Origin of the sequence: Streptomyces cinereospinus (genome assembly GCF_042430725.1) — a bacterium.
Lineage (GTDB): Bacteria > Actinomycetota > Actinomycetes > Streptomycetales > Streptomycetaceae > Streptomyces > Streptomyces cinereospinus.
Window position 1 is genome coordinate 1 of sequence record NZ_JBHMCY010000079.1, and the last position, 17,513, is coordinate 17,513.

The 17,513-nt window shown below is 68.3% G+C and carries 22 protein-coding genes; 3 read left to right on the top strand and 19 right to left on the bottom strand.

Going from position 1 to position 17,513, the window contains the following annotated elements; all coding sequences use genetic code 11:
* Together ACFF45_RS29800 and ACFF45_RS29805 are read right to left on the bottom strand one after the other, a co-directional pair.
* Positions 1 to 237 (bottom strand): hypothetical protein (locus tag ACFF45_RS29800; RefSeq protein WP_381349819.1); only part of this gene is annotated, 237 nt, incomplete at its 3' end.
* Positions 234 to 749, bottom strand: coding sequence for an ATP-binding protein (locus ACFF45_RS29805; RefSeq protein WP_381349820.1), 516 nt, complete (start codon positions 747 to 749; stop codon positions 234 to 236). The genes ACFF45_RS29800 and ACFF45_RS29805, both read right to left, overlap by 4 nt.
* A 278-nt stretch (positions 750 to 1,027) precedes the next feature.
* Between ACFF45_RS29805 and ACFF45_RS29810 the strand changes: the two genes are divergently transcribed.
* Positions 1,028 to 2,377, top strand: coding sequence for an NsdA family TPR-like regulatory protein (locus tag ACFF45_RS29810; protein ID WP_512701205.1), 1,350 nt, complete (start codon positions 1,028 to 1,030; stop codon positions 2,375 to 2,377).
* Between the two features lie 10 nt (positions 2,378 to 2,387).
* The gene (locus ACFF45_RS29815; RefSeq protein WP_381349823.1) at positions 2,388 to 2,945 is read left to right on the top strand and encodes a GNAT family N-acetyltransferase; all 558 of its coding nucleotides are present in this window, start codon (positions 2,388 to 2,390) and stop codon (positions 2,943 to 2,945) included.
* A 28-nt stretch (positions 2,946 to 2,973) separates the two neighbouring features.
* Here ACFF45_RS29815 and ACFF45_RS29820 read toward each other — a convergent pair whose 3' ends face one another.
* The 9 genes from ACFF45_RS29820 to ACFF45_RS29860 form a co-directional block, all read right to left on the bottom strand.
* A complete protein-coding gene (locus tag ACFF45_RS29820) occupies positions 2,974 to 3,786 on the bottom strand; it encodes a hypothetical protein (RefSeq protein ID WP_381349824.1) in 813 nt (270 codons plus the stop codon).
* Between the two features lie 7 nt (positions 3,787 to 3,793).
* Positions 3,794 to 4,120 carry a hypothetical protein gene (locus ACFF45_RS29825; RefSeq protein WP_381349826.1) on the bottom strand — a complete coding sequence of 109 codons (327 nt, stop codon included), beginning with the start codon at positions 4,118 to 4,120 and terminating at the stop codon, positions 3,794 to 3,796.
* Between the two features lie 71 nt (positions 4,121 to 4,191).
* Positions 4,192 to 4,485 carry a hypothetical protein gene (locus ACFF45_RS29830; RefSeq protein WP_381349827.1) on the bottom strand — a complete coding sequence of 98 codons (294 nt, stop codon included), beginning with the start codon at positions 4,483 to 4,485 and terminating at the stop codon, positions 4,192 to 4,194.
* Entirely contained in the window at positions 4,485 to 5,540 is a 1,056-nt protein-coding gene (locus tag ACFF45_RS29835; RefSeq protein ID WP_381349828.1) for a major capsid protein, read from the bottom strand. Before ACFF45_RS29835 ends, ACFF45_RS29830 begins: the two co-directional genes overlap by 1 nt.
* Before the next feature lie 13 nt (positions 5,541 to 5,553).
* Positions 5,554 to 5,973: a head decoration protein gene (locus ACFF45_RS29840; protein WP_381349829.1), complete on the bottom strand. Its 420-nt coding sequence runs from the start codon at positions 5,971 to 5,973 to the stop codon at positions 5,554 to 5,556.
* 149 nt (positions 5,974 to 6,122) lie between these two features.
* Positions 6,123 to 6,809 (bottom strand): hypothetical protein, encoded by a 687-nt coding sequence (locus ACFF45_RS29845; protein WP_381349830.1) that lies wholly within the window; start codon positions 6,807 to 6,809, stop codon positions 6,123 to 6,125.
* A gap of 82 nt (positions 6,810 to 6,891) precedes the next feature.
* The gene (locus tag ACFF45_RS29850) at positions 6,892 to 8,736 is read right to left on the bottom strand and encodes a hypothetical protein (RefSeq protein ID WP_381349831.1); all 1,845 of its coding nucleotides are present in this window, start codon (positions 8,734 to 8,736) and stop codon (positions 6,892 to 6,894) included.
* A 516-nt stretch (positions 8,737 to 9,252) separates the two neighbouring features.
* Positions 9,253 to 10,791, bottom strand: coding sequence for a terminase large subunit domain-containing protein (locus tag ACFF45_RS29855; protein WP_381349833.1), 1,539 nt, complete (start codon positions 10,789 to 10,791; stop codon positions 9,253 to 9,255).
* Complete coding sequence (locus tag ACFF45_RS29860) at positions 10,788 to 11,324, bottom strand: hypothetical protein (protein WP_381349834.1); 537 nt, start codon at positions 11,322 to 11,324, stop codon at positions 10,788 to 10,790. The genes ACFF45_RS29855 and ACFF45_RS29860 overlap by 4 nt, the downstream gene beginning before the upstream one ends.
* Positions 11,325 to 11,908: 584 nt before the next feature.
* Here ACFF45_RS29860 and ACFF45_RS29865 point away from each other — a divergent pair.
* The gene (locus ACFF45_RS29865) at positions 11,909 to 12,232 is read left to right on the top strand and encodes a hypothetical protein (RefSeq protein ID WP_381349835.1); all 324 of its coding nucleotides are present in this window, start codon (positions 11,909 to 11,911) and stop codon (positions 12,230 to 12,232) included.
* Between the two features lie 109 nt (positions 12,233 to 12,341).
* Here ACFF45_RS29865 and ACFF45_RS29870 read toward each other — a convergent pair whose 3' ends face one another.
* From ACFF45_RS29870 to ACFF45_RS29905, 8 genes are all read right to left on the bottom strand, one after another.
* Positions 12,342 to 12,803 carry a hypothetical protein gene (locus tag ACFF45_RS29870; RefSeq protein WP_381349837.1) on the bottom strand — a complete coding sequence of 154 codons (462 nt, stop codon included), beginning with the start codon at positions 12,801 to 12,803 and terminating at the stop codon, positions 12,342 to 12,344.
* A gap of 71 nt (positions 12,804 to 12,874) precedes the next feature.
* Positions 12,875 to 14,320, bottom strand: a complete 1,446-nt coding sequence (locus tag ACFF45_RS29875; protein WP_381349838.1) for a methyltransferase domain-containing protein — start codon at positions 14,318 to 14,320, stop codon at positions 12,875 to 12,877.
* Complete coding sequence (locus tag ACFF45_RS29880; RefSeq protein ID WP_381349839.1) at positions 14,317 to 14,976, bottom strand: ParB/RepB/Spo0J family partition protein; 660 nt, start codon at positions 14,974 to 14,976, stop codon at positions 14,317 to 14,319. Before ACFF45_RS29880 ends, ACFF45_RS29875 begins: the two co-directional genes overlap by 4 nt.
* A 55-nt stretch (positions 14,977 to 15,031) precedes the next feature.
* Entirely contained in the window at positions 15,032 to 15,256 is a 225-nt protein-coding gene (locus ACFF45_RS29885) for a hypothetical protein (protein ID WP_381349841.1), read from the bottom strand.
* On the bottom strand, positions 15,253 to 15,948 hold the full coding sequence (locus tag ACFF45_RS29890) for a poly-gamma-glutamate hydrolase family protein (RefSeq protein ID WP_381349843.1): 696 nt from the start codon (positions 15,946 to 15,948) through the stop codon (positions 15,253 to 15,255). The genes ACFF45_RS29885 and ACFF45_RS29890 overlap by 4 nt, the downstream gene beginning before the upstream one ends.
* 61 nt (positions 15,949 to 16,009) lie before the next feature.
* Positions 16,010 to 16,135, bottom strand: coding sequence for a hypothetical protein (locus tag ACFF45_RS29895; protein WP_381349844.1), 126 nt, complete (start codon positions 16,133 to 16,135; stop codon positions 16,010 to 16,012).
* Positions 16,132 to 16,344: a hypothetical protein gene (locus ACFF45_RS29900; RefSeq protein ID WP_381349845.1), complete on the bottom strand. Its 213-nt coding sequence runs from the start codon at positions 16,342 to 16,344 to the stop codon at positions 16,132 to 16,134. The genes ACFF45_RS29895 and ACFF45_RS29900 overlap by 4 nt, the downstream gene beginning before the upstream one ends.
* 228 nt (positions 16,345 to 16,572) lie before the next feature.
* Positions 16,573 to 17,511 carry a methyltransferase gene (locus ACFF45_RS29905; RefSeq protein ID WP_381349846.1) on the bottom strand — a complete coding sequence of 313 codons (939 nt, stop codon included), beginning with the start codon at positions 17,509 to 17,511 and terminating at the stop codon, positions 16,573 to 16,575.
* Positions 17,512 to 17,513: the final 2 nt, after the last annotated feature.

Sequence of the window (17,513 nt, forward strand, 5' to 3'; positions counted from 1 at the left end):
ACGAGCCGTCGGCGAACCCGCTGGATAGATCACGAAACCGCACTGGAGTACTAGTGGGATGGTTATCTGCCGCCCTGCCGCCAGGTCCATGAGGCTGCGGATTCGTTCGGCCAGGGTGCCCATGTCGGCGGCCGGCTCGCGGTGGCCATTCACCGCCGACTGAGTGAAGGTCGGTACGGGGGCGGGGCGCGGCACCTCGACCTTGGAGTCACGGCGCGGCAGTTGTGTCATCGTCACGCCGCTTCCTCCGAGGCCAGCTTCGCCTGCACGGTCTTGCCGAGGACGGCTCCGTGGTCGTCCTGCAACACGTGCCAGCTGATCTCGGCTCGCTGGCACCGTAAGAATCCGAGCCCCGTGTCCGTTCCGCGCAGTTCCGACCGCGCCTCTTCGAAGTTGGGGAAGGCGGGGTTCGCGTCGTCCACTTCCACCAGCAGGTCGCCCTCCCTCGGGTCCACGCTCAACCGCAGGATGACGCTCCCGTCGAAGAACGGCCCGCCGTGCTTGGCCGCGTTGTCGGCGAGTTCGGCAGCCACCCTGGCCGCGGCCTCGATGTCTCCGATCCAATGAGACAGGGTCAGGCGTGTACGCGTACGCGTCCGCGCCTCGCGACGAATGCGCGAGTTCGCCGGGAGCTTGATACTCCACTTCTGGCGGGCCGCGCCCTCCGGCTGTAAGGCCGTAAGCGTCACGGTGGCACTCACCACGCTGGCCAAGGTCAAGGACTCGGGCAGCTTGACCAGCGGCGCCACGGCGGCACCTTCCGGGGCAGTGCACTGCTGCGTTCGCGGGTTCACGGGGGACTCCCTGAATTCCTGTGCTCGGTCGTGCACTCTCAGCGAGGGCTGACAAGAGCGTTGCAACCGCGTGTCGACGGATCTACCCCCGGACCCACCTCGGCTTGCGGAGCGAAGTGGACCAGCGCCCTCGGATATTCCTCGGGCTCTCCTCGGAATCGCGAAGTACCGTCTTTAGTGGGCAGGTTGACGGGGACAACGCTCTACCGTCGGATCAGTGACGTGCTAGGCGGATGGCCGGGGAGGCAGCCGTGTTGTTCTTCCGACGTGCCCTTCAAGCGCGCGGCATACGGAGTCCAGAGGATTTCCTTCCCGAGTACAGGAAGGTCGCGCAGCGTCTCGACCTCAGAGACGTGGAACCAGCCCCGAAGACCGTCGAGGGCTGGTTGTACGAGGGGCGGAAACCCCAGAGGGCCTTCCGTCCGGTCATCGTGGAGATGCTGGGGCACAGCATCGAGCAGCTGTGGACCGAGGTCCCCGATGACGATACCGAGCCGCCCTTCGTTCCGCTGGCCGGCACGTCACCGGCTGAACCCCATGTCGGATCCGGCATGGACTTGAACGAGATGAAAAGGACGGGCGCGATGGCAGTACGACGCGCGAAAGACTTCCTTCTTGGAGCCGACCGTGAGCGGGTAGGCGAAGACACTCTGGGCCTGCTCGACGACGAGGTACAGCGCCTTGTCATCGAGTACCCACGCGTGCCCCTGTCGGCTATCTGGCCCGACCTGCTGGAAACCCAGGACCAGGTGTTTCGCCTGCTGGAGGGCGGCCGGGTCCGGCCGTCCCAGCTCCGGGACCTCAACGTCAAGGCCGCCCTGCTGTCGTTCCTCGTGGCCAAGGGCTTCAATGACATGGAGGTACCCCACGAAGCTATGACGATGACCCGCGTCGCTGCGGCCTGCGCCAGGGAGGCCGAGCACCCTGGACTCATCGCGCTCACTGACGGACTCAAGTCGCTCATCGCATACTGGGCGGACAGGCCAGCCGACGCCTACCACTACGCCGACCAAGGCGCCGCGACAGCCGCGAACCTCCACGGAACCGTCGGACTGTGGCTGCTGGGACTCAAAGCGCGAGCCGCCGCCGTCCTCGGTGATGAGGAAACCGTGCGCACCGCGAACCGGCAAGCCTCGGACCGGCGAGAGCACGTCGTACTCGACGATCTCGACCAGCTCGGGGGCTTGTTCATCTACGCCCCGGAAAAGCAGCTCTACTACGAGGTCGAGTCGCGCGCGCTCCTGGGCCATGGTGACGAACCGCTCTCCTCGACGGCCGAAGAAGCCGTGGCGGGATTCAGCGACCCCACCGCACCCAACTGGGCCTTCGGTGACCTCGCCGGCACACAGTGCGATCTGGCGCTCGTTCGGCTCTACAGCGGCGATCTGGACGGTGCGGCCGACGCGATACGCCCCGTTCTCGACCTGCCCCCCTCCCATCGCAACAACGGCATCATCGTGTCCGCCACGCGCGTGAAGCACGCCTTGACGAGTGGCCCCGCTCGGACGGCTGTCATCGCCCGCGACCTTCGGGCCGAGATCGAGGCGTTCCCGACCAGCCGCCCCGCCCTGCCCCGCGGGTAAAGTCCCGCGCATGCACCCGATCAACCGTTCCAGCACACGCCTCGCCCTTCGAGAACTGAACATTGAGGACGTGAATGCGGTGTTCGCCATCTACGGCAGCCCGGAGGCGACGGAACACCTGTCGTTCGAGCCACGTAGCCGGGACCAGGTTGGTCAGATCGTGGCTCGATCCATCGCTTCAGCCTCGGAGACACCGCGTACGGAATACGCGCTCGCCGTGATCGAGCGTGAGACTGCCGAGCTCATCGGATTCGGCCGCTTGGCCCTTGACCCCCACCAGCAGCGCGGAGCGACCATGGGCTTCGCGCTGCGTCCGGAGGCGTGGGGTGTCGGCTACGGCGTTGAGATGGTGCGGCTCCTGCTCAGGGTCGGCTTCGATGACCTGTGCCTGCACCGGATTTGGGGCGCACGGTCACCATGGAACGTAGCCTCCGCCAAGACGATGGCGGCCGTGGGCATGGTCGAAGAGGGCACCATCCGAGAGCACGTCCTGAAGGATGGCAGGTGGCGGGACTCCGTGGTGCACGCCATCCTCGACCGCGAGTGGCGCGCCGGAACGGCTGCATGAGTACCTGCGGGCAGCCGCGTTCCGAACGTCACGACGGGACATCCGGTCGTGGCCCGAAGCCCCGCCTACAACGTGGGTGACTGATGGGCCACTCCGCTGCCTCCTCCACTGTTCGCACAGTACGTGCGGCCTTGTCGGGATCTTGGTGGGAGGTCCAGCCGCAGTCGCCACCGTCGAAGACCTCGACCGTGGCAACTCCGGCCTGGCGGCAGCGGTTGAGGGTGCCCGCGTTGTAGGCGACAGCCGACTTCGCAAGTGTGGCGGCCTCCGCCCAAGCGCGGACCGGAACGCGCGCCCCGTTGCGGTAGACGACGTGCGTGAGCCTGTGGTCGGCGGCAAGCCGGTCGGCGAGGTTCTTCGCGGCCTGCTTCGCGGTCATGTTGCCTGCGGCCAGCAAGGGCACTTCCCGGCGCGCCGCTTGTCGTGCGGCGCGATAGAACTGGCTGGCCATCCGCTCGGCTTCCTCGGAGCGGCGCAGGAAGTCGGCGTAGGAGTCCGCCGCAAGCGACTGGAGGGCGTCACGGTGGAACGTGGTCCAGGTGAAGGTCAGGCCCAGGGATTCGGCCGCCGTCCGCCCGCCCTCCTCGTACAGATGAGGGAGCTGCCGCTGTACGAACTGCCGTGCCTCCGCGTCCACGCGCCGACGGAAGTCCTCGATCGCCCGCTTGAACTCCTGCAGCGTCGCCACGGTGTAGGGCGTACGCGGGTTGTCCGCGAACTTGGCGATCACCTGCTTCTGCTTGGCCTCCAGGCGCTTCCATGCGTCGTCCAGCACGGCCGCGACACGACGCGCGATCTCGTCGGGGTCACCAGGGACCAGCGGCGGCCACTCGTACGCCACGGCCGCCCTACCTTCCGCGCCGAGGCCGCAGAAGCGGCGCAGTGACCAGGTCGGCGCTGGCCTCGCCTGCCGCCGGATCGTCCGGGGCGACGAGTTCAGCGAGTCCGGTGATCTGGCGCTCCAGTCCGGCGAGGTTGTTGCTCTGGTCGATGGTGACCACGCCGTCGACCGTCATGCGCAGCGGCTCGGCGAGCAGCTTGGCACGGCGCTCGGCCAGCACCTCGGCGGCGACGGCGCGGGCTCGGCCCAGGCGCTCGTAGCGGCTGACGAGGTCCTGCTCGTCTGTGGCAGTGCCGAGCTGCGCTCGCAGCCAGGCGAGAAGAATCGGGTCCATCGGTGCTCCAGGATGGCCGTCGCCCGCCCCCGGCCTAGGACGGGCGGGGACGGGCTGAGGCGTCGTAGTTCTTACGCGTCGGGGTCGGCGGTTTTCCTGCGGCGCCGCGGCGCCGGCTGCGCGGGCTCGGCCTCGGCTTCGGCTTCGGGCGGAGCGGTGAAGCCGAAGGGCTGTGGCTCGTCCGGCTCGGGCTCCTCCGCAGAGGACTCCTCCGGTTCGGAGGACGGGTCGTCGTCCTCCCACGCGTCCGGGTTGGTGATCTCGGCGGCCACGTCGTCGTCGGGTTCGTCACCCGGCTCCAGCACGATCCACTCGCGCGACTTCGGATGCTGCACGTGCACGGCGGCTGCGAGTCGGCGGCCCATCAGATCACCTTCGCCACGATGTGGGCGTCCGGCGTGTGCAGCACAGGCATGCCGACTGCCGCTCCCTTGGTCCAGATCTGGACCGGGTCGTCCTGGGCGCCGCGGGTGATGATGATGCCCGGACGGTCCTCCTTGGTGATCTCCGGGTTGGTTCCGCGCGACAGGGCCAGGCCCTCGGCAGTCACGCCGAAGATGGTCTGCCCCCACTTCGCACGGTCCGGCGGCAGCATGATCCACCGGTCCTCGGGCAGGACCTTGGTCTGGACGCCGTCGACGCGCACCTGCCCCTTGTAGAAGGTGATCGGGGGCAGGCCGTAGTTGTCACGCACCACGTTGATCTGCTGGGGCGTGAGCGTGGCGGTCGGGGTGTTGGAGGGGTTGACCGAGCCGTAGTACGCCGCCCGGTAGGCGTTGTTGGCGGCCAGGAACGAGAACGCCTTGCGGCTGGTGACCACCAGCTCCGGGAAGGGCGCGCCTCGGTCGTCGAGGTACTGAATCCAGCCCAGCTCGTCCTTGATCGGGTCGGAGGTGGGATCCGACCACAGCTTCGGCACAGTCGGCAGGTTGCCCGCCGGCACGCCCCAGTCGACCTCGGTGGTCAGGCCGTTCTCCGCGACGAGCGAGAACTTGCCGTCGAGCAGGACGTCACCCCAGGCCAACTCGACACGGGAGCGGATCGCTTCGACGTGACGCTCAGTGTCGTCGTACAGCAGCTCGATCAGCCGGTCCTCGTCCGCTCCCCGGGACGCCTCCAGCAGGATCTGCTCCTGCTCGCCCACCAGGAGCTTCTGGCCCAGCGGCGGCAGCATGCCCTCACGGGTGGTCTGCCACGCCTCGCGGGACGCGAACGGCACGCTGGCGTCGAAGGCCCGGTACTTGGCGACGTTGACATACCGGCCGTTGTCCTTGACCCGCCACTTCACCTCGTCCTGCTCCAGCGTCGGGATGATCCCGCCGTTCTTGGTGAACAGGTGGTCCGCGGGCGAGGGGATCGCGCGGGCGAAGGTCGTGAGGTCGCGGGCGGCGACGTTCTTGATCAAGTCCTGAATGGTCATCGTCGGCCGCCTCTCACACGTACCGGATCTGGGGACCGGTCACCGACGGGGTGACCTTGGTGGGGTCGATGCCGCCGGGGACCTTCGCGGCGACGACGACGCCGTGCCACAGCAGCGCGGCGGGCACCTTCGTGGCGGTCGGCGCGAACAGCGCCTCGGCGAAGACGTGACCGGCGAGGTTCTGGCGGCCGTCGGTCGCCGTCGGGTCGAACGCTCCGTACAGGCCGCTCGCGCTGATCTTGCCAACGGGCACGCCGGACAGGACACGGCTGTACGGCTGGCTGGTGTCGGTCGAGGCGGCGGTGTGCGTGCCCGCCGTCAGCTTCGACATGTCGAGCGTGATGGTCTCGGTGGAGTCGGTGCCGTGCAGCGACGCGAGCCAGGCCCGGTCGGCGGTGTACGACGTCGACGTGGTGATGGGCTGGAGTGTCACAGCCGTCCTCCCGTGGACGTGAAGCGAATCGGATTCGCGCGCTCACCTGGTGGTGGCGCCGTCCACGGGAGGTGTGAGGGGCGTGGTCCCCATGTCCGGCTGTCCCACCGGTGGGGTCATGGTGTGCGCCATGACGTCGCTGGACCTGGTCAGCCGGTGACGAATCCTCGACGCCGGGCCATCTCCAGCCCGGCCGCACCGGGCTTCGGCGGCACACCGGCGCGCGAAGGCGGACCGCCGGCCGGGGAGCCGCCGGGGGCGGCCGGTGTGATTGTGCTGGTCTGACCGAACAGCTCGGGCCGCCGCTCCTTCAACTGCTCGGCAGCCGCAGCCACCGCTTCCTCGTCGGCGTCGGGCTGGTCGTCGAGCGCCCGGTCGATGAGGAGGATCGCGTCGCTGAGGTCGTCTCCTGCTGCGCCGAGTCCGGCGAGAGCGCCGCGTCGGATGGCGACACGCTCCCTGGCGGCGGCCTGAGCCTCGCGGGCTTCGGCCGCCCTCAGCTTCTCCTCGGCGGCCTGCTCCCTGCGCTCGATCTCCGTCAGCGCGGCCTGTTCGGCGTCGCGCTTGGTGGTGATGAATTCGGTCAGCGCCTCGGAGTTGTCGAAGCCGAGATCGCCGAGCAGCTTCTTCACGGCCGCGCGTCCGCCCTGCGTCTTCTCGCGGGCCAGCAGCCTCGACAGGTCTTCCTGCGTGACTGACCCGCTGGCCGTGCCGCCGTCGCCTTCGGGCTTGCTGGAGTCGTCCTCGGGGGAAGCACCGAGGATCGGGTAGATCGGCCGCCCGTCACGGCGGTGCCCGACCGGTTCGAGCGGGTTGGGGAGCGAGGGGCGCGTCATGCGTGAACCATCCACAGGTCTCCAGCGCCCCCGCGCCGTTGATCAGTGTAGTTCGGTTCCTCGGTGTGGGAGTTCGTCACGATCACGGCTGTTCGTCGTCTGTCTCCTGGCCCGCCGGGATCAGCGGGGCGGGACCTGTCTCCGGGCTGGCTTCGGGTAGCCCGAGGTACTTGCGGACTGCGGCGTTGTCGCCGGTGGCATCCGCGAGTCGGGCAGCGGCCTCGAAGGCTCTGGACTGGATGCGCTCGATCTCAGCCTGTGCGTCGTCGATCGGGTATCCGGCATCGATCAGCATGCGGATGCCGGTCTCCACCGACAGGACCCCGGCGCCGACACCCTTAACGACCTCGTCCAGGACGGCGGCGCGGTCGGTCGGGGTATGCGGCCCCCACATGAGGCGGGCAGGCAGCGACTCCCCCACGGGCCAGCCCTCGGCCTGCCCGGCCTGGTGGAGGCGCTGCACCATGCGCAGCAGGACGGCGTATTTGTGCGTCCGGGCCAGGCGCATGGCGGCGACGAGTGAGTCCAGTGGGCCGAGCGCGAGTTGCAGGGCGTAGCCGGACGGCAGGGCGGTCGGGTCCAGCGTGCCCAGGCCGGCGGCGGTGAGGCGGCTGTTCGAGGCGATCCGGTCGAGGATGTGGTCGACGCGGGCGCGCAGTTCTGCGAGCTGGGCGGATGTGTCGAGGACGTCCATGCGCCCGTTGTCGTTGAGCTGCCATACCGTCCCGGCCCGGACCTTGACGGGGAGGGGCTGCCCGGTGGCGCGGTCGATGGGTAGCCGTGCCCCGGCGAGGCCGATGATTGGTGAACCGGTGGTGGCTGAGGCGCCGGAGCTGTCGGTGTCGGTGGCGGACAGCTCGTCCAGGGCCTGGAGGACGGTGGCTACGGTGGGCTTGCCCCAGTGCTCGCCACTGGCCGGGATGGAGTTGGTGACCTGGACGAGGGGGATGAAGTCCACCATGAGGTCGAGGCGGTCGAGGACTTCGCCGTCTGACCGGACGCGGTAGGTGGCCTTGTCCATGGGCAGGTCGTAGAGGAAGTCGGCGTACTTGAGGTCGTCAAGCTCCCATTCGGCGTCGGTGAGGTAGCAGGTCCACGGGGTCGGCCGTCCCGGCGCCCAGGGGTAGGTCCGCGTGATCGCGCCGGTGTCGCTGTTGAGGGAGTCGCCTGTGCTCAGGACTGGTGTGCCGTCGTCGGCGTAGATGTACTCGCGTACGGCGTTGCCGTTCTTCGCGGTGCCGCGTCGGCTCGCGGGGGTGATCGGGCCGAGTTCGTAGGTGATGCGGCGGAGCCTGGCCTTCAGGCCGCGCCGCTTGTCCTCGGGCAGCTCCCACGCCAGGTGCACCCGCATGGGGAACTCGGCACCGTCCTGCTCCCCGTCCTCCGGCCACTCCGGGAAGTACAACCCGGGGTCCCAGGTGCGCAGCAGAACGCGGCCCTTGGCCGGTTCCCAGGCGAGGCTGTAGACCGCGTCGCCCAGCAGGATCGCGGTCCGCTCCGCCTGCTGGATGCGCAGCGGTAGGAGTTCCTTCTCCGCCCAGGCCCTCAGCTTGTCCTGAACGGCCAGCGCCATGGCGGCCTCGGTCGTCGGCTCGTCGTCGGCGTGCTCCGCACCCGCGACCGTGATGGTCTGCTCGGAGCCGAGGAGGTAGCCGAGCGCGGTGTCGACGAGCTTCGAGGCATCGCCGAGCTCGCGCCGTTCGGCCCCGCCTTCGTCGTCTCCGGTGATCGCGGCGACCTGGCCGGCCTGGTTGGAGTCGTACGCCGCGAGCAGACGGTAGGCGGCCAGGCGGCGCAGGTCTTCGTCAGGAACCCAGGACGAGGTCAGCTCTGCCCAGGCGTTCCGGCCTGGACGGCGTGGGTCCGCCATGACCGGCTTGTAGTCCAGCCAGCTCCAGACGTCGGTGATCAGCTCGCGCAGGCCCACAGTGCCCCTCCAGGCAGTCGGCCCCGCGCCGCAAGATCAGGTTACGGCGTTGACCGGCTGCCGCTGGCCTCTGCCACCGCCTCGTCATAGCCGGGCATCCCCGGCGCTGGGAAGGACGAGCACGCGGACACGAAGCCGCCGCGGTCGCCCCCGGTCTGCTGGCGCTCGCCGAGCTGGTCCCACCGGTCCTGGCAGTCCTGTTCGCTCGGACTGGAATAGGCGGGTGGTGCGCCGCTGGCGATCTTCTGCCTTTGCAGGGCCAGCCCTTCGCTGCGCCCGAGCCGGTACGTCTCGCGTACACGGTCGAGGTGTGCTGCGCGCTGGTCCTCCGCCGTGGGCTTCTCCGCTCCGGCCGAACAGCCTGTGAGGCACGCGACCGCGAGCGCGGCGGTGCACAGGGCCGTTGCACAAGTCCCCCTGCTCCCCCTGATCGTGAGGCTAGCAGCGGTTCGAGGCGCCCGAGCGGGCTGGGCCGTTTCCTCTTGGGGCCATTTAAGGTGCTGACGGAGCTGGATGTCAGCGGCGGCCGTCGAAGCGGTCGTCGTCAATGTCCGTAGGAAGAGTGTCGAGTTGGTCCGGGTCAGCGAGTTCGGTCAGCCCGTGCACCGCGGCGTCCATACGGTCCGGGCTGTCCATTCCTTCGACCCAGGTGACCATTTGGTCCTCCAGCTCGGTGTACTCGCCGACGTGGTGAACGAGCTGCTGTTCGTAGAGCTGGGCCACGGGCGCGGCGCGGAGGCGTTTGCCTACCTTGGCGGTGACCTCCAGGATCATCGGCATGAGCAAGCCCTTGGTGACGCCTTCACGGCGTAGCTGCTCCCATGCCTGCGTGACGATCTGCCTGGCCATGTCTCCGCCGTAGTTCTTCTCCACCACGATGGCGTCCGCCTTGAGTTCAAGGGCTAGTCGGCAGGCGGCAAGGCCCCAGTCGTTGGCGCCCATGGAGCCTGACCGGTCGGCGAGGACGTAGAGCTGCCGGTCGAAGTCCCGGCCCACGCCGATTACGCCGGTCTCGTCGCCGACGGTGGACTCTCCGCCAGCGGGGTCGACGGCCACGACGATGCGCGCCATGTCGATGCCGGAGAACTGAACGGCGTTGATCCTGGCGGTGTCGATCCACTCGCGCTTCCAGACGCCTCCCTCCGGTGGACGCGGCTTCTGCATGTAGAGGGCGCCCCAGACCCGCTCGCCGACACGCTTGCGGATTCGGGCGTGGTGGGCTGCGTCGAACCGCTGAGGCCACAGCGGCTCGCCGGGTTCCCGGCCGAGCGGGTCGTCGGGGCTGTCGGCGAGGGCTGGAAGGTCGATGACGCGCCATGCGTCGCGCTCGGTGGCGAGGATGCGTCCGGCGAGGTCGTCTTCGTGCCAGCGGGTCTGGATCAGGCAGATGGCGCCGGTCGGTTCGAGTCGGGTCTGTATGACGGAGGTCCACCAGTCCCAGGCGCGCTTGCGCATGGTCGGAGAGTCAGCGTCGGCCATGTCCTTGACCGGGTCGTCCACGATGGCGATGTGGGCGCCGCGTCCGGTGAGGCCGCCTCCGATGCCAGCGGCGAGGAGTCCGCCTTCGCCACCGACGATGTCGAAGCGGTTGGCGGCCTTGCTGCCGGGTGCGAGCTGGATGCCGAGGTCGTCGCCCCAGGTGTAGATGGCGTCCCTGATCCAGCGGCCGTGGTCGTCGGCGAGGTCGGCTGAGTAGCTGGCGATCATCATGCGGTGGCCGGGGTTGCGCCGGAGATACCAGAGCGGTGCCCAGCGCGAGGCGCGTCGGCTCTTGCCGTGCCGCGGGGGCATGGTGAGCATGACGCGGTCGCACCGGCCCTCGGCCATGTCGATGAAGGCGCGGTCGATGAGGTCCAGGTGCGGTGCCTGCATCTCCCGCCCGCCGGTGAGGACGGCGGCGAGGGCTCCCGGCGACCGGTCCATGGCCAACTGCCGTTCCGCGCGGGCTAGCTCGGCCCGCAGCGTCGGGGAGGCGGACCGAGCAATGGCGCGGCGCTGGGCTGGGGGGAGCGTCTTGTAGTGGGCGATGACGCTCTCGTTGTCGCGGGGCCTCATTCGGCGTCCGGGTCGGTGAGAGCGATCAGGGCGTCGAGTTCGTCGACGGTGACGTTCTCGATCTGCACCGGTCCGCCGTCGGGGCCGGACAGTTCGGTCCGGACGGGCATGTCGAGGCCCAGCAGCCGGGCGCGGCGTTCCATGATCCGCAGGGTGCGGTCGATGGCCGCGAGGTCCTGGTCGCGGACCGCCTTCTTGTACGCCACGAAGAACAGCCGGTCGAGACGGTCGGCCTCCAGCGCGCGCAGCTCGTCGACGTCGTCGTTCAGCTCGGCGCGGCGGTCGGCGAGTGCGGTACGGACATCGCGGCAGGCGGCATGGATCAGAGCCTCGTCGGTGGGCGGGTCCTGGTTCTTGCGGTACCGCTCGATGCCGTAGCCCTGGGGGTAGGCGATGCCGTCGGAGTTGGCGGTCGGGTCGGCAGCGAGCTTGCGGGCGATCGTGAGCCAGTCCACGCCGGCGAGTCGTAGGTCGATGGCGTCCGAGCGGCGGCGCGCGATGGCCGCACGCGCGGCTTTGTCGGGGCGTCCCACGGCGGGGGTCCTCCACAGCTCGGGTGCGCCCCCGCGCCCGGGTCCATGATCGCACCTCGGTTGGAGTCGTCTCCTCCCGCCTGCGGCGGCACGCAATTACGTCCACGTCGATCGGAGGTGGCTCTCTTCATCGAGGCGCGGCGTAGGTTTCGTGACGCCCTGCGAGGTGAGAGCGAGCAGTGCACGGAGCAGATCGATTGGAGCTCGACGCTCTTTCCGGAATCTACGCAGCGACTCTCGTCGGGGGAATGGGGCAGCTGCCGTTGACGGATAACGGTCTAGTCGGCCTACCTTGGGCCGTGACGACCGGTCGATCTGCCTGCCGCTTGGGAAGACGGGGCTGACGCGGCAGGCTGTGCTCTATATGCCAAGCGCCTGGTCAATTACCTTTTGCCCTGGCGGTACCTGGCGTCAGTGCGAGCCGTGAGGCTCTTCTGACCGGCGGAGTTGCCACTCATTCGGGTGAATTTCCGTGGAGTCCTCGACACGCTCGCATGGTGGCGTGGAAGTTTCTTTCAGAAAGAACTAGTGCGGCACATGTCTGACGGCCCGCTGTCTCGACAGAACAAGGAAAAGAGATATCAATGGCTACAACTGGTAGCGGACGCATTGAGGTCCGTGAAGGTGGAGCATTTCACGGCGAATTCCACCTCTCGGACGGAACCGAAGTGGAGTGCGTTGGCTCGGTCGGCGCAAGCAGCTTGCCCGCCTTTGAGACATCCGAGGCGAGCATCACCTACGAAAACGCTCCGGAGGGCGCGACATTTCTAACGGGGGCAGTTGGCCGGGACGCCATTGACCTTGCCATGAATGGCGGGTCTGTTAAGCTGACCGGAAAGCTCCTGCACTCGCTGGAAGACAGGCATGCAGTTGTCGGCCATGCGGAATTGCGCCTCCCTTCAAAGTAAAACACCGGGCCGTCGACCTCCAGACCGGAGAAGATTGCGGCGTCCGGGGCTGAAGATCGACGGGGAACAGCGGGAAGGGGCGAACATGCTTCGCCCAGCGCCATCTACCTCACATCAGTGACATCTGCTCACCCTGGCCGGGCCGCTTGGACGGCACGTTTTCGGGAGGGGCGTCCGGCGCGTTGCGCTGGACTCGCAGCCACCAGGCGAATTGGTAGTTGCGGCAGGTCCGGAAGCGGACCGATTTCCGGCGCGGTTCACTGTCGGGGATGTCGTGCTCGCCCCATCCGGTGATGGGGCGAGCGTTGGTCAACTGGACATGGAGGCCGGGTACGAGGGCGGGCCCTTCCCACTCTTCGCCCGGTGCGCCCTCGAAGGCCAGGTGGGCGTTCTGGCTCCAGTTCCACGGGTTGGGAAGAGCGCACAGGTACCAGGCCAGCGGGGGGTTGTCCTGCGGGAGTTCGAGGGCCTGGTGCCGCCGGCGGACGTCCACCCGGGGGCGGTCGGGCTGGCCGAAGCTGCGAAGGCAGTGCTGGTCGAGGGCGACGTGCCGCACGCCAGCCAGCCACATGATGTGGTATCGACTCCGCGATTCGATCTGTACCTGTATTAGCTGCGACATGCGCTCCCCAATTGCTTTTACTAATTGGCGAGAGAATCGTTTCTCTCTACTACCAATTTTATCAAATTTCCCACCAATTCCAGATGCCTGTCATGGCGGAAGCCATTCGGGTAAGGCATGTTGAATTCCTCTTCGAACGCCTTCTCGTACTCCTCTTTGGGGAGCGGGATCGGACGGCGGCACGTCGCCTTGAGGTTGGACCCGCTGAGGTCGGTGACTTTCACGTCCTTGAAGTAGCGCCGGAGCATGGGTTCCAGCGTCTCGGGCGTGTGGAAGCGGAGCTTCTGCCACTTGCCCTTGACGAAGTTCATCTCCACGTTGTCGTCGTCGAGGAAGCTCATCTTCGTGGTCGCGGTCTGCGAGGTGACCCGCTTGGCCTGCTCGTCGCGCAGTTCGCGCGCAAGGCTGCGCGTGCCGAGGCACACCACCCCGTCGGCAGCGCACAGGGCGTTCACGGTGGTCATCACCCAGTGCTGGTAGTCGAGCGAGGTGGTGGCGTTGATGACGGAGTCCAGGACAACGACGTCGTACAGGCCGTTGACCCGGAGGTCCTTGTCGATGTCGCGGATCATGCCGACGACGGCCCGGATGTCTACGGCGTACGAGCCGTCCCGGCATCGGTAGGGCTCGTAGTCGTGGATGTTGAAGCCCTTGGCCCGCAGGTGCTTGGCGTAGTCGCCGTATCCGGCGCCGAAGTCCACGACGCGGTGCGTGGGCTTGAGCCAGGGCGTGACGAGCTGGTCCCACGTCTCGGAGCCGTACGCGAGCTTCCCCGCCTTGGCCTTGGAGGAGAACTGTCGCAGCCGCTTGGGCTGGACGATGTGCTGGTTCCAGACCGGGGCCTTGTCCTCGATCGCACTCCAGTCGTACACGCCGTACTCGCCGGTGAGGTCGGCGTGGAGCTGGGCGGCGTCGGCCGAGGCCACGGTCCAGGCCAGGAGGTCGAAGCGGGAGAAGGAGGCGACGACGGCGTACTCGGCGTTGAGGACGATGCGTCCCTGGTCATCGATGACGACGCTGCCCCAGGGGCCGTGGCCGGCGGTCATGTGGCCGATGGCGTTGACGAAGGAGAGGTTCTTGCGCTCGGCCACGCGGATGGACTGCCACGGTATCCAGGACCAGGCGCCGATCTCGCCGGGCTCGGCGTAGACGACGCTGGCCTCGGTCTCCACACGGTTGTGCAGCAGGTTGAACTGGATCTCGTCCTGGAGGCGGACCTTCGTGCCGAGCATGACCGCGGGGGTGTGGGTCATGCCGATGGCCTTGAGGCCCTTCGTCCTCTGGTGACCTGCGACCAGCGTGCCGTCCGCGTTGAGGATCACCGGCTTGACGACCCCGTGGCGGCGCAGCGATGCCTGGAGCCGGACGAAGGCCGTCTCGCTGAGGCGGCGCGGGTTGTAGTCGGCGGGGCGCAGTTGGTCGAGCGGGTACGACTCGTAGAACGTCGTGGTGGGTGCCTTGCTCATGCGGCGTCGCCCTCTTGGTGGGCTTCCTGGAGGACGTGCCAGCCGAAGCCGAGGTCGCTGTTGGTGTCGTCGACGAACTTCGTGTAGATGGCGTTGAGGGCTTCGACCTCTTCGGAGGTGATCCGTACCCGCTTGGACTCCCACTGGAGGTAGCCCCACTGGAGGTAGTCCACTGTGGCGGCGGCTCCGGTGCCCGCGCCGTCGGAGGTCAGCTCCAGCGTCTCGGGCAGCGAGGTGTCGTCCAGCAGGCGGTCGACGCTTTCGCGGTCGTAGCCGGTACCGGCGAGGTCGGGGATCTCGGAGAGGACTTCGGCCAGCAGGGCGGTGTCGTATCCCGCGAGGTCGTTGGTCCGGTTGTCGACGATGACGATGCGTGCTGCGGCTTCGTCATCGACGTCGATCCAGGTGGCGGCGATCTGCTCCCAGCCGAGCTGCTGGGCGGCGGCCACGGTGTGGTTGCCCGCCAGGATCTCGTTGGGCCGTCCGGTGTGGGTGCCCTTGTTGACCACGACGGGCCGGTACTGGCCGTTGACCGTCAGCGACTCGGCGATGGCCGGGAGGTCGCCTGTGCGGGGGTTGCGGTGGTACGGGGCCAGGTCGCCGATCGGAACGGCGAGTGGCAGGAGCTGTTCGGGGATGTTGGCGAGCGCGGTCACGGGCGTCCCTTGTGTAGGCCGTTCCCCGCGCCCTACGCACGCCAACACTAGACGATCAGCCGAGCTGTCGGCTCGGTTCAGCCGGGAGGGCGGCGGCCGGCGCGGCCTGCTCGGTCGCTGGCGGAGTGCCGTCAGTGGTCGAGGCGTTGGCCGTCTCGTCTCTGTTCCGGTAGTGCCGGAGTTCGGCGCGGATGGCGTCGAGGTGGTTGTCGGTGATGGTGCTGGCGGTGAGCGGGTCGAGGTCGATGCGCTCACCGGTGTACTGGCGCGACGTCGTCATGCGCCCGACGCTACTGAGTCGACCGTCTCCCGGCCCGGCTGGGTGGCGACTACCGGCTGGCCCTTGCCTGCGGCGACGAGGGCCTGCGTGATGGCGCCGGTTACCGCTGTGACGTAGGCGGTGAAGACGTCCGTTACGTTCCCGCGGTTGGCTCGGGACAGGTCGCCGCTGAGGAAGAACGCCTGCCGCTGCGCGGTGCTGATCTCCAGTTGCACGCCCATGCCGCGTACGCCGTGGTTGCAGATGTTCGTGACGTCGTTGCCGTTGACCTCTTCGTTGGCGACCTGGACCGCGAACCCTGCCTGCGCGAGGGACTGTCCGATGCGGTCACGCAGGGGATAGTCGAGCCCACCGAGGTTCGTCATGGGCGTCGCGCCGGCGGCTCCGTGCCAGGAGACGATGTGGGTCGCACCCTGGGCGAGCGCCAGCGCCTGCGGGTCGTCGAAGCTGGTCGAGGCGATGTGCAGGTCACCGTTGTCGGCCTGCTTGATCCCGTCGAACGTGTAGAAGTCGTGCACGTCGCCTGCGGCGGCACTGGCGAGTTCGCTCGTCCCCTGTTCGATCCCTCCGCCGTGGATGGCCAGGTGGAGCAGCGTGGAGATCGGGGAGGAGCGCCAGGAGCGTTGGTAGTCGATGCCTTCGATCTGGGCGCTGGCGAGCGCGGCGAAGGAGTTGTAGAGGCCGGTGGTCATGAAGCACTTCCTTGAGTCGGGATGACCGCTGGGGCGGTGATCACGGCCACCGCCCCAACGTCTAGCGGTTGTTGCAGCCGCAGATACCTGACGGCAGGCACCACGAGTCGCAGGAGTTGCACCACTCCGCGCCGGGAACGGGGGGTTCGCCGTGCCCGGTCCGCCCTGGCGTCTGGTCCTCGGTCATGCTGCTGTTCTCCTGGTTGGTCGTCTGGTCGAGCTGGCTGCTTCGAGTTCCGCGCTGCGCCGTGCGGCGTCCCGGCCGGGGGCCTTGTGGATGCGTCGGCCCGGGTCTCGCTCGTCGGCGGCCTTGTCCGGGGGCCCGTCCCGTTCGATGAGGAGCCGTAGGTACAGCTCGCGGTCCTCGGGATTTCCGTTGAAGTCCTCTGCGCTCATGTCGCTCCGGAGTGCACGGGACCCGCCCCCGGCGTGGCGGGAGCGGGTCCGGTCGTGTTCGTGGCGTCGCGGTCCCGGCGGCTTCGCTTCGGCGCGGAGCCGGTGCCTGGCGGGTAGGGCGCGGGGGATTGGCCACCCGCCAGGCACCGAAGGGGATGCCGCATGCCACGGCGTGCCGGTGGGCCGGTTCCTCGGCTGTGGCCGTTCCCACCAACGAGATAGACCGTATCACCCTCCAGTGTTGGGATCTATTTCGTGTTTTGCGTGACCCCTGCCGTCAGTCGGAGCCCCGTAGCCGAACCCTTCGAAGGGCGCCGTTCCGTGCTCGGTCGGTCCGTCCGTGAAGAACAGGTCCTGCTGCACGGCCCGGGGTCGAGCGGTGAAGTCCTCGGGCCTGAGCTTGATCGGCTTGAGGGTCGCAGGAGGTGCCGTGTCGCGAACCGGGATGACGGCGATCACCGTGGCCACGCCCACCGCCGGAAAGGCGTCGGCGGGCAGCTCCCAGAGGGTTCCCCGCGCCTCCCATATTCGGGCGAGGAAGTCCTTCGTCCGCCTGTCGTCCCGGTACGTGAGGCTGCCGTACATGATCGCGACGAGGAGGCCACCGGGCTGGATGAAGCGCAATGCCCGCTCCACGTGCCGGATGTCCTGCCGTCCCGCGAACGGGGGGTTCATGATGACCCGTTGGTAGCGTCGCTCCACCTTGACCGTGAAGAAGTCGGCGGTGATGACCTGCCGGGCGTACCCGCCGGCGCGGATGTGCTCCGCGCGGGCTGCGTCGAGTTCGACACAGTCCACGACGGCCCCGCGGGCGGCGACCGCTTCGGCGATGGCACCGCGCCCCGCTGAGGGCTCCAGCACCTCGCATCCGGGTTCGAGTTCGGCGAGGTCCAGGAGGCGTTCGACCGTGGGCCTGGGCGTCGCGTAGAACCCGCGGTCGGCGTCGGTGAGCACCTCGCCGGTGGCGAGCAGTCCGGCTACGGCGTCAGCGGCATCCACGGTGAAGACGTGGGCCTTCCGGTAGCGGTGCCACCGGCCGCCCATTGCGTGCAGGGCGAGGTTGACGCGCTCGTACAGCTTGCGGTCGAGCTGGCCGTTCAGCCGGAGTTCCGGACCGTCGACCGAGGCCGCGCGGAGGACTTCGAGAACGTCGGTATCTATCCTCATGG

What these genes read in the sequence shown, in the direction of transcription:
- ACFF45_RS29855 (WP_381349833.1), bottom strand. Translation starts at nt 10,791, where the DNA reads ATGAGGCCCCGCGACAACGAGAGCGTCATCGCCCACTACAAGACGCTC.
- ACFF45_RS29890 (WP_381349843.1), bottom strand. Translation starts at nt 15,948, where the DNA reads ATGACCACCGGCCTCTACAACTCCTTCGCCGCGCTCGCCAGCGCCCAG.
- ACFF45_RS29810 (WP_512701205.1), top strand. Translation starts at nt 1,028, where the DNA reads ATGGCCGGGGAGGCAGCCGTGTTGTTCTTCCGACGTGCCCTTCAAGCG.
- ACFF45_RS29825 (WP_381349826.1), bottom strand. Translation starts at nt 4,120, where the DNA reads ATGGACCCGATTCTTCTCGCCTGGCTGCGAGCGCAGCTCGGCACTGCC.
- ACFF45_RS29845 (WP_381349830.1), bottom strand. Translation starts at nt 6,809, where the DNA reads ATGACGCGCCCCTCGCTCCCCAACCCGCTCGAACCGGTCGGGCACCGC.
- ACFF45_RS29900 (WP_381349845.1), bottom strand. Translation starts at nt 16,344, where the DNA reads ATGAGCGCAGAGGACTTCAACGGAAATCCCGAGGACCGCGAGCTGTAC.
- ACFF45_RS29865 (WP_381349835.1), top strand. Translation starts at nt 11,909, where the DNA reads ATGGCTACAACTGGTAGCGGACGCATTGAGGTCCGTGAAGGTGGAGCA.
- ACFF45_RS29830 (WP_381349827.1), bottom strand. Translation starts at nt 4,485, where the DNA reads ATGGGCCGCCGACTCGCAGCCGCCGTGCACGTGCAGCATCCGAAGTCG.
- ACFF45_RS29870 (WP_381349837.1), bottom strand. Translation starts at nt 12,803, where the DNA reads ATGTGGCTGGCTGGCGTGCGGCACGTCGCCCTCGACCAGCACTGCCTT.
- ACFF45_RS29875 (WP_381349838.1), bottom strand. Translation starts at nt 14,320, where the DNA reads ATGAGCAAGGCACCCACCACGACGTTCTACGAGTCGTACCCGCTCGAC.
- ACFF45_RS29895 (WP_381349844.1), bottom strand. Translation starts at nt 16,135, where the DNA reads ATGACCGAGGACCAGACGCCAGGGCGGACCGGGCACGGCGAACCCCCC.
- ACFF45_RS29885 (WP_381349841.1), bottom strand. Translation starts at nt 15,256, where the DNA reads ATGACGACGTCGCGCCAGTACACCGGTGAGCGCATCGACCTCGACCCG.
- ACFF45_RS29905 (WP_381349846.1), bottom strand. Translation starts at nt 17,511, where the DNA reads ATGAGGATAGATACCGACGTTCTCGAAGTCCTCCGCGCGGCCTCGGTC.
- ACFF45_RS29815 (WP_381349823.1), top strand. Translation starts at nt 2,388, where the DNA reads ATGCACCCGATCAACCGTTCCAGCACACGCCTCGCCCTTCGAGAACTG.
- ACFF45_RS29835 (WP_381349828.1), bottom strand. Translation starts at nt 5,540, where the DNA reads ATGACCATTCAGGACTTGATCAAGAACGTCGCCGCCCGCGACCTCACG.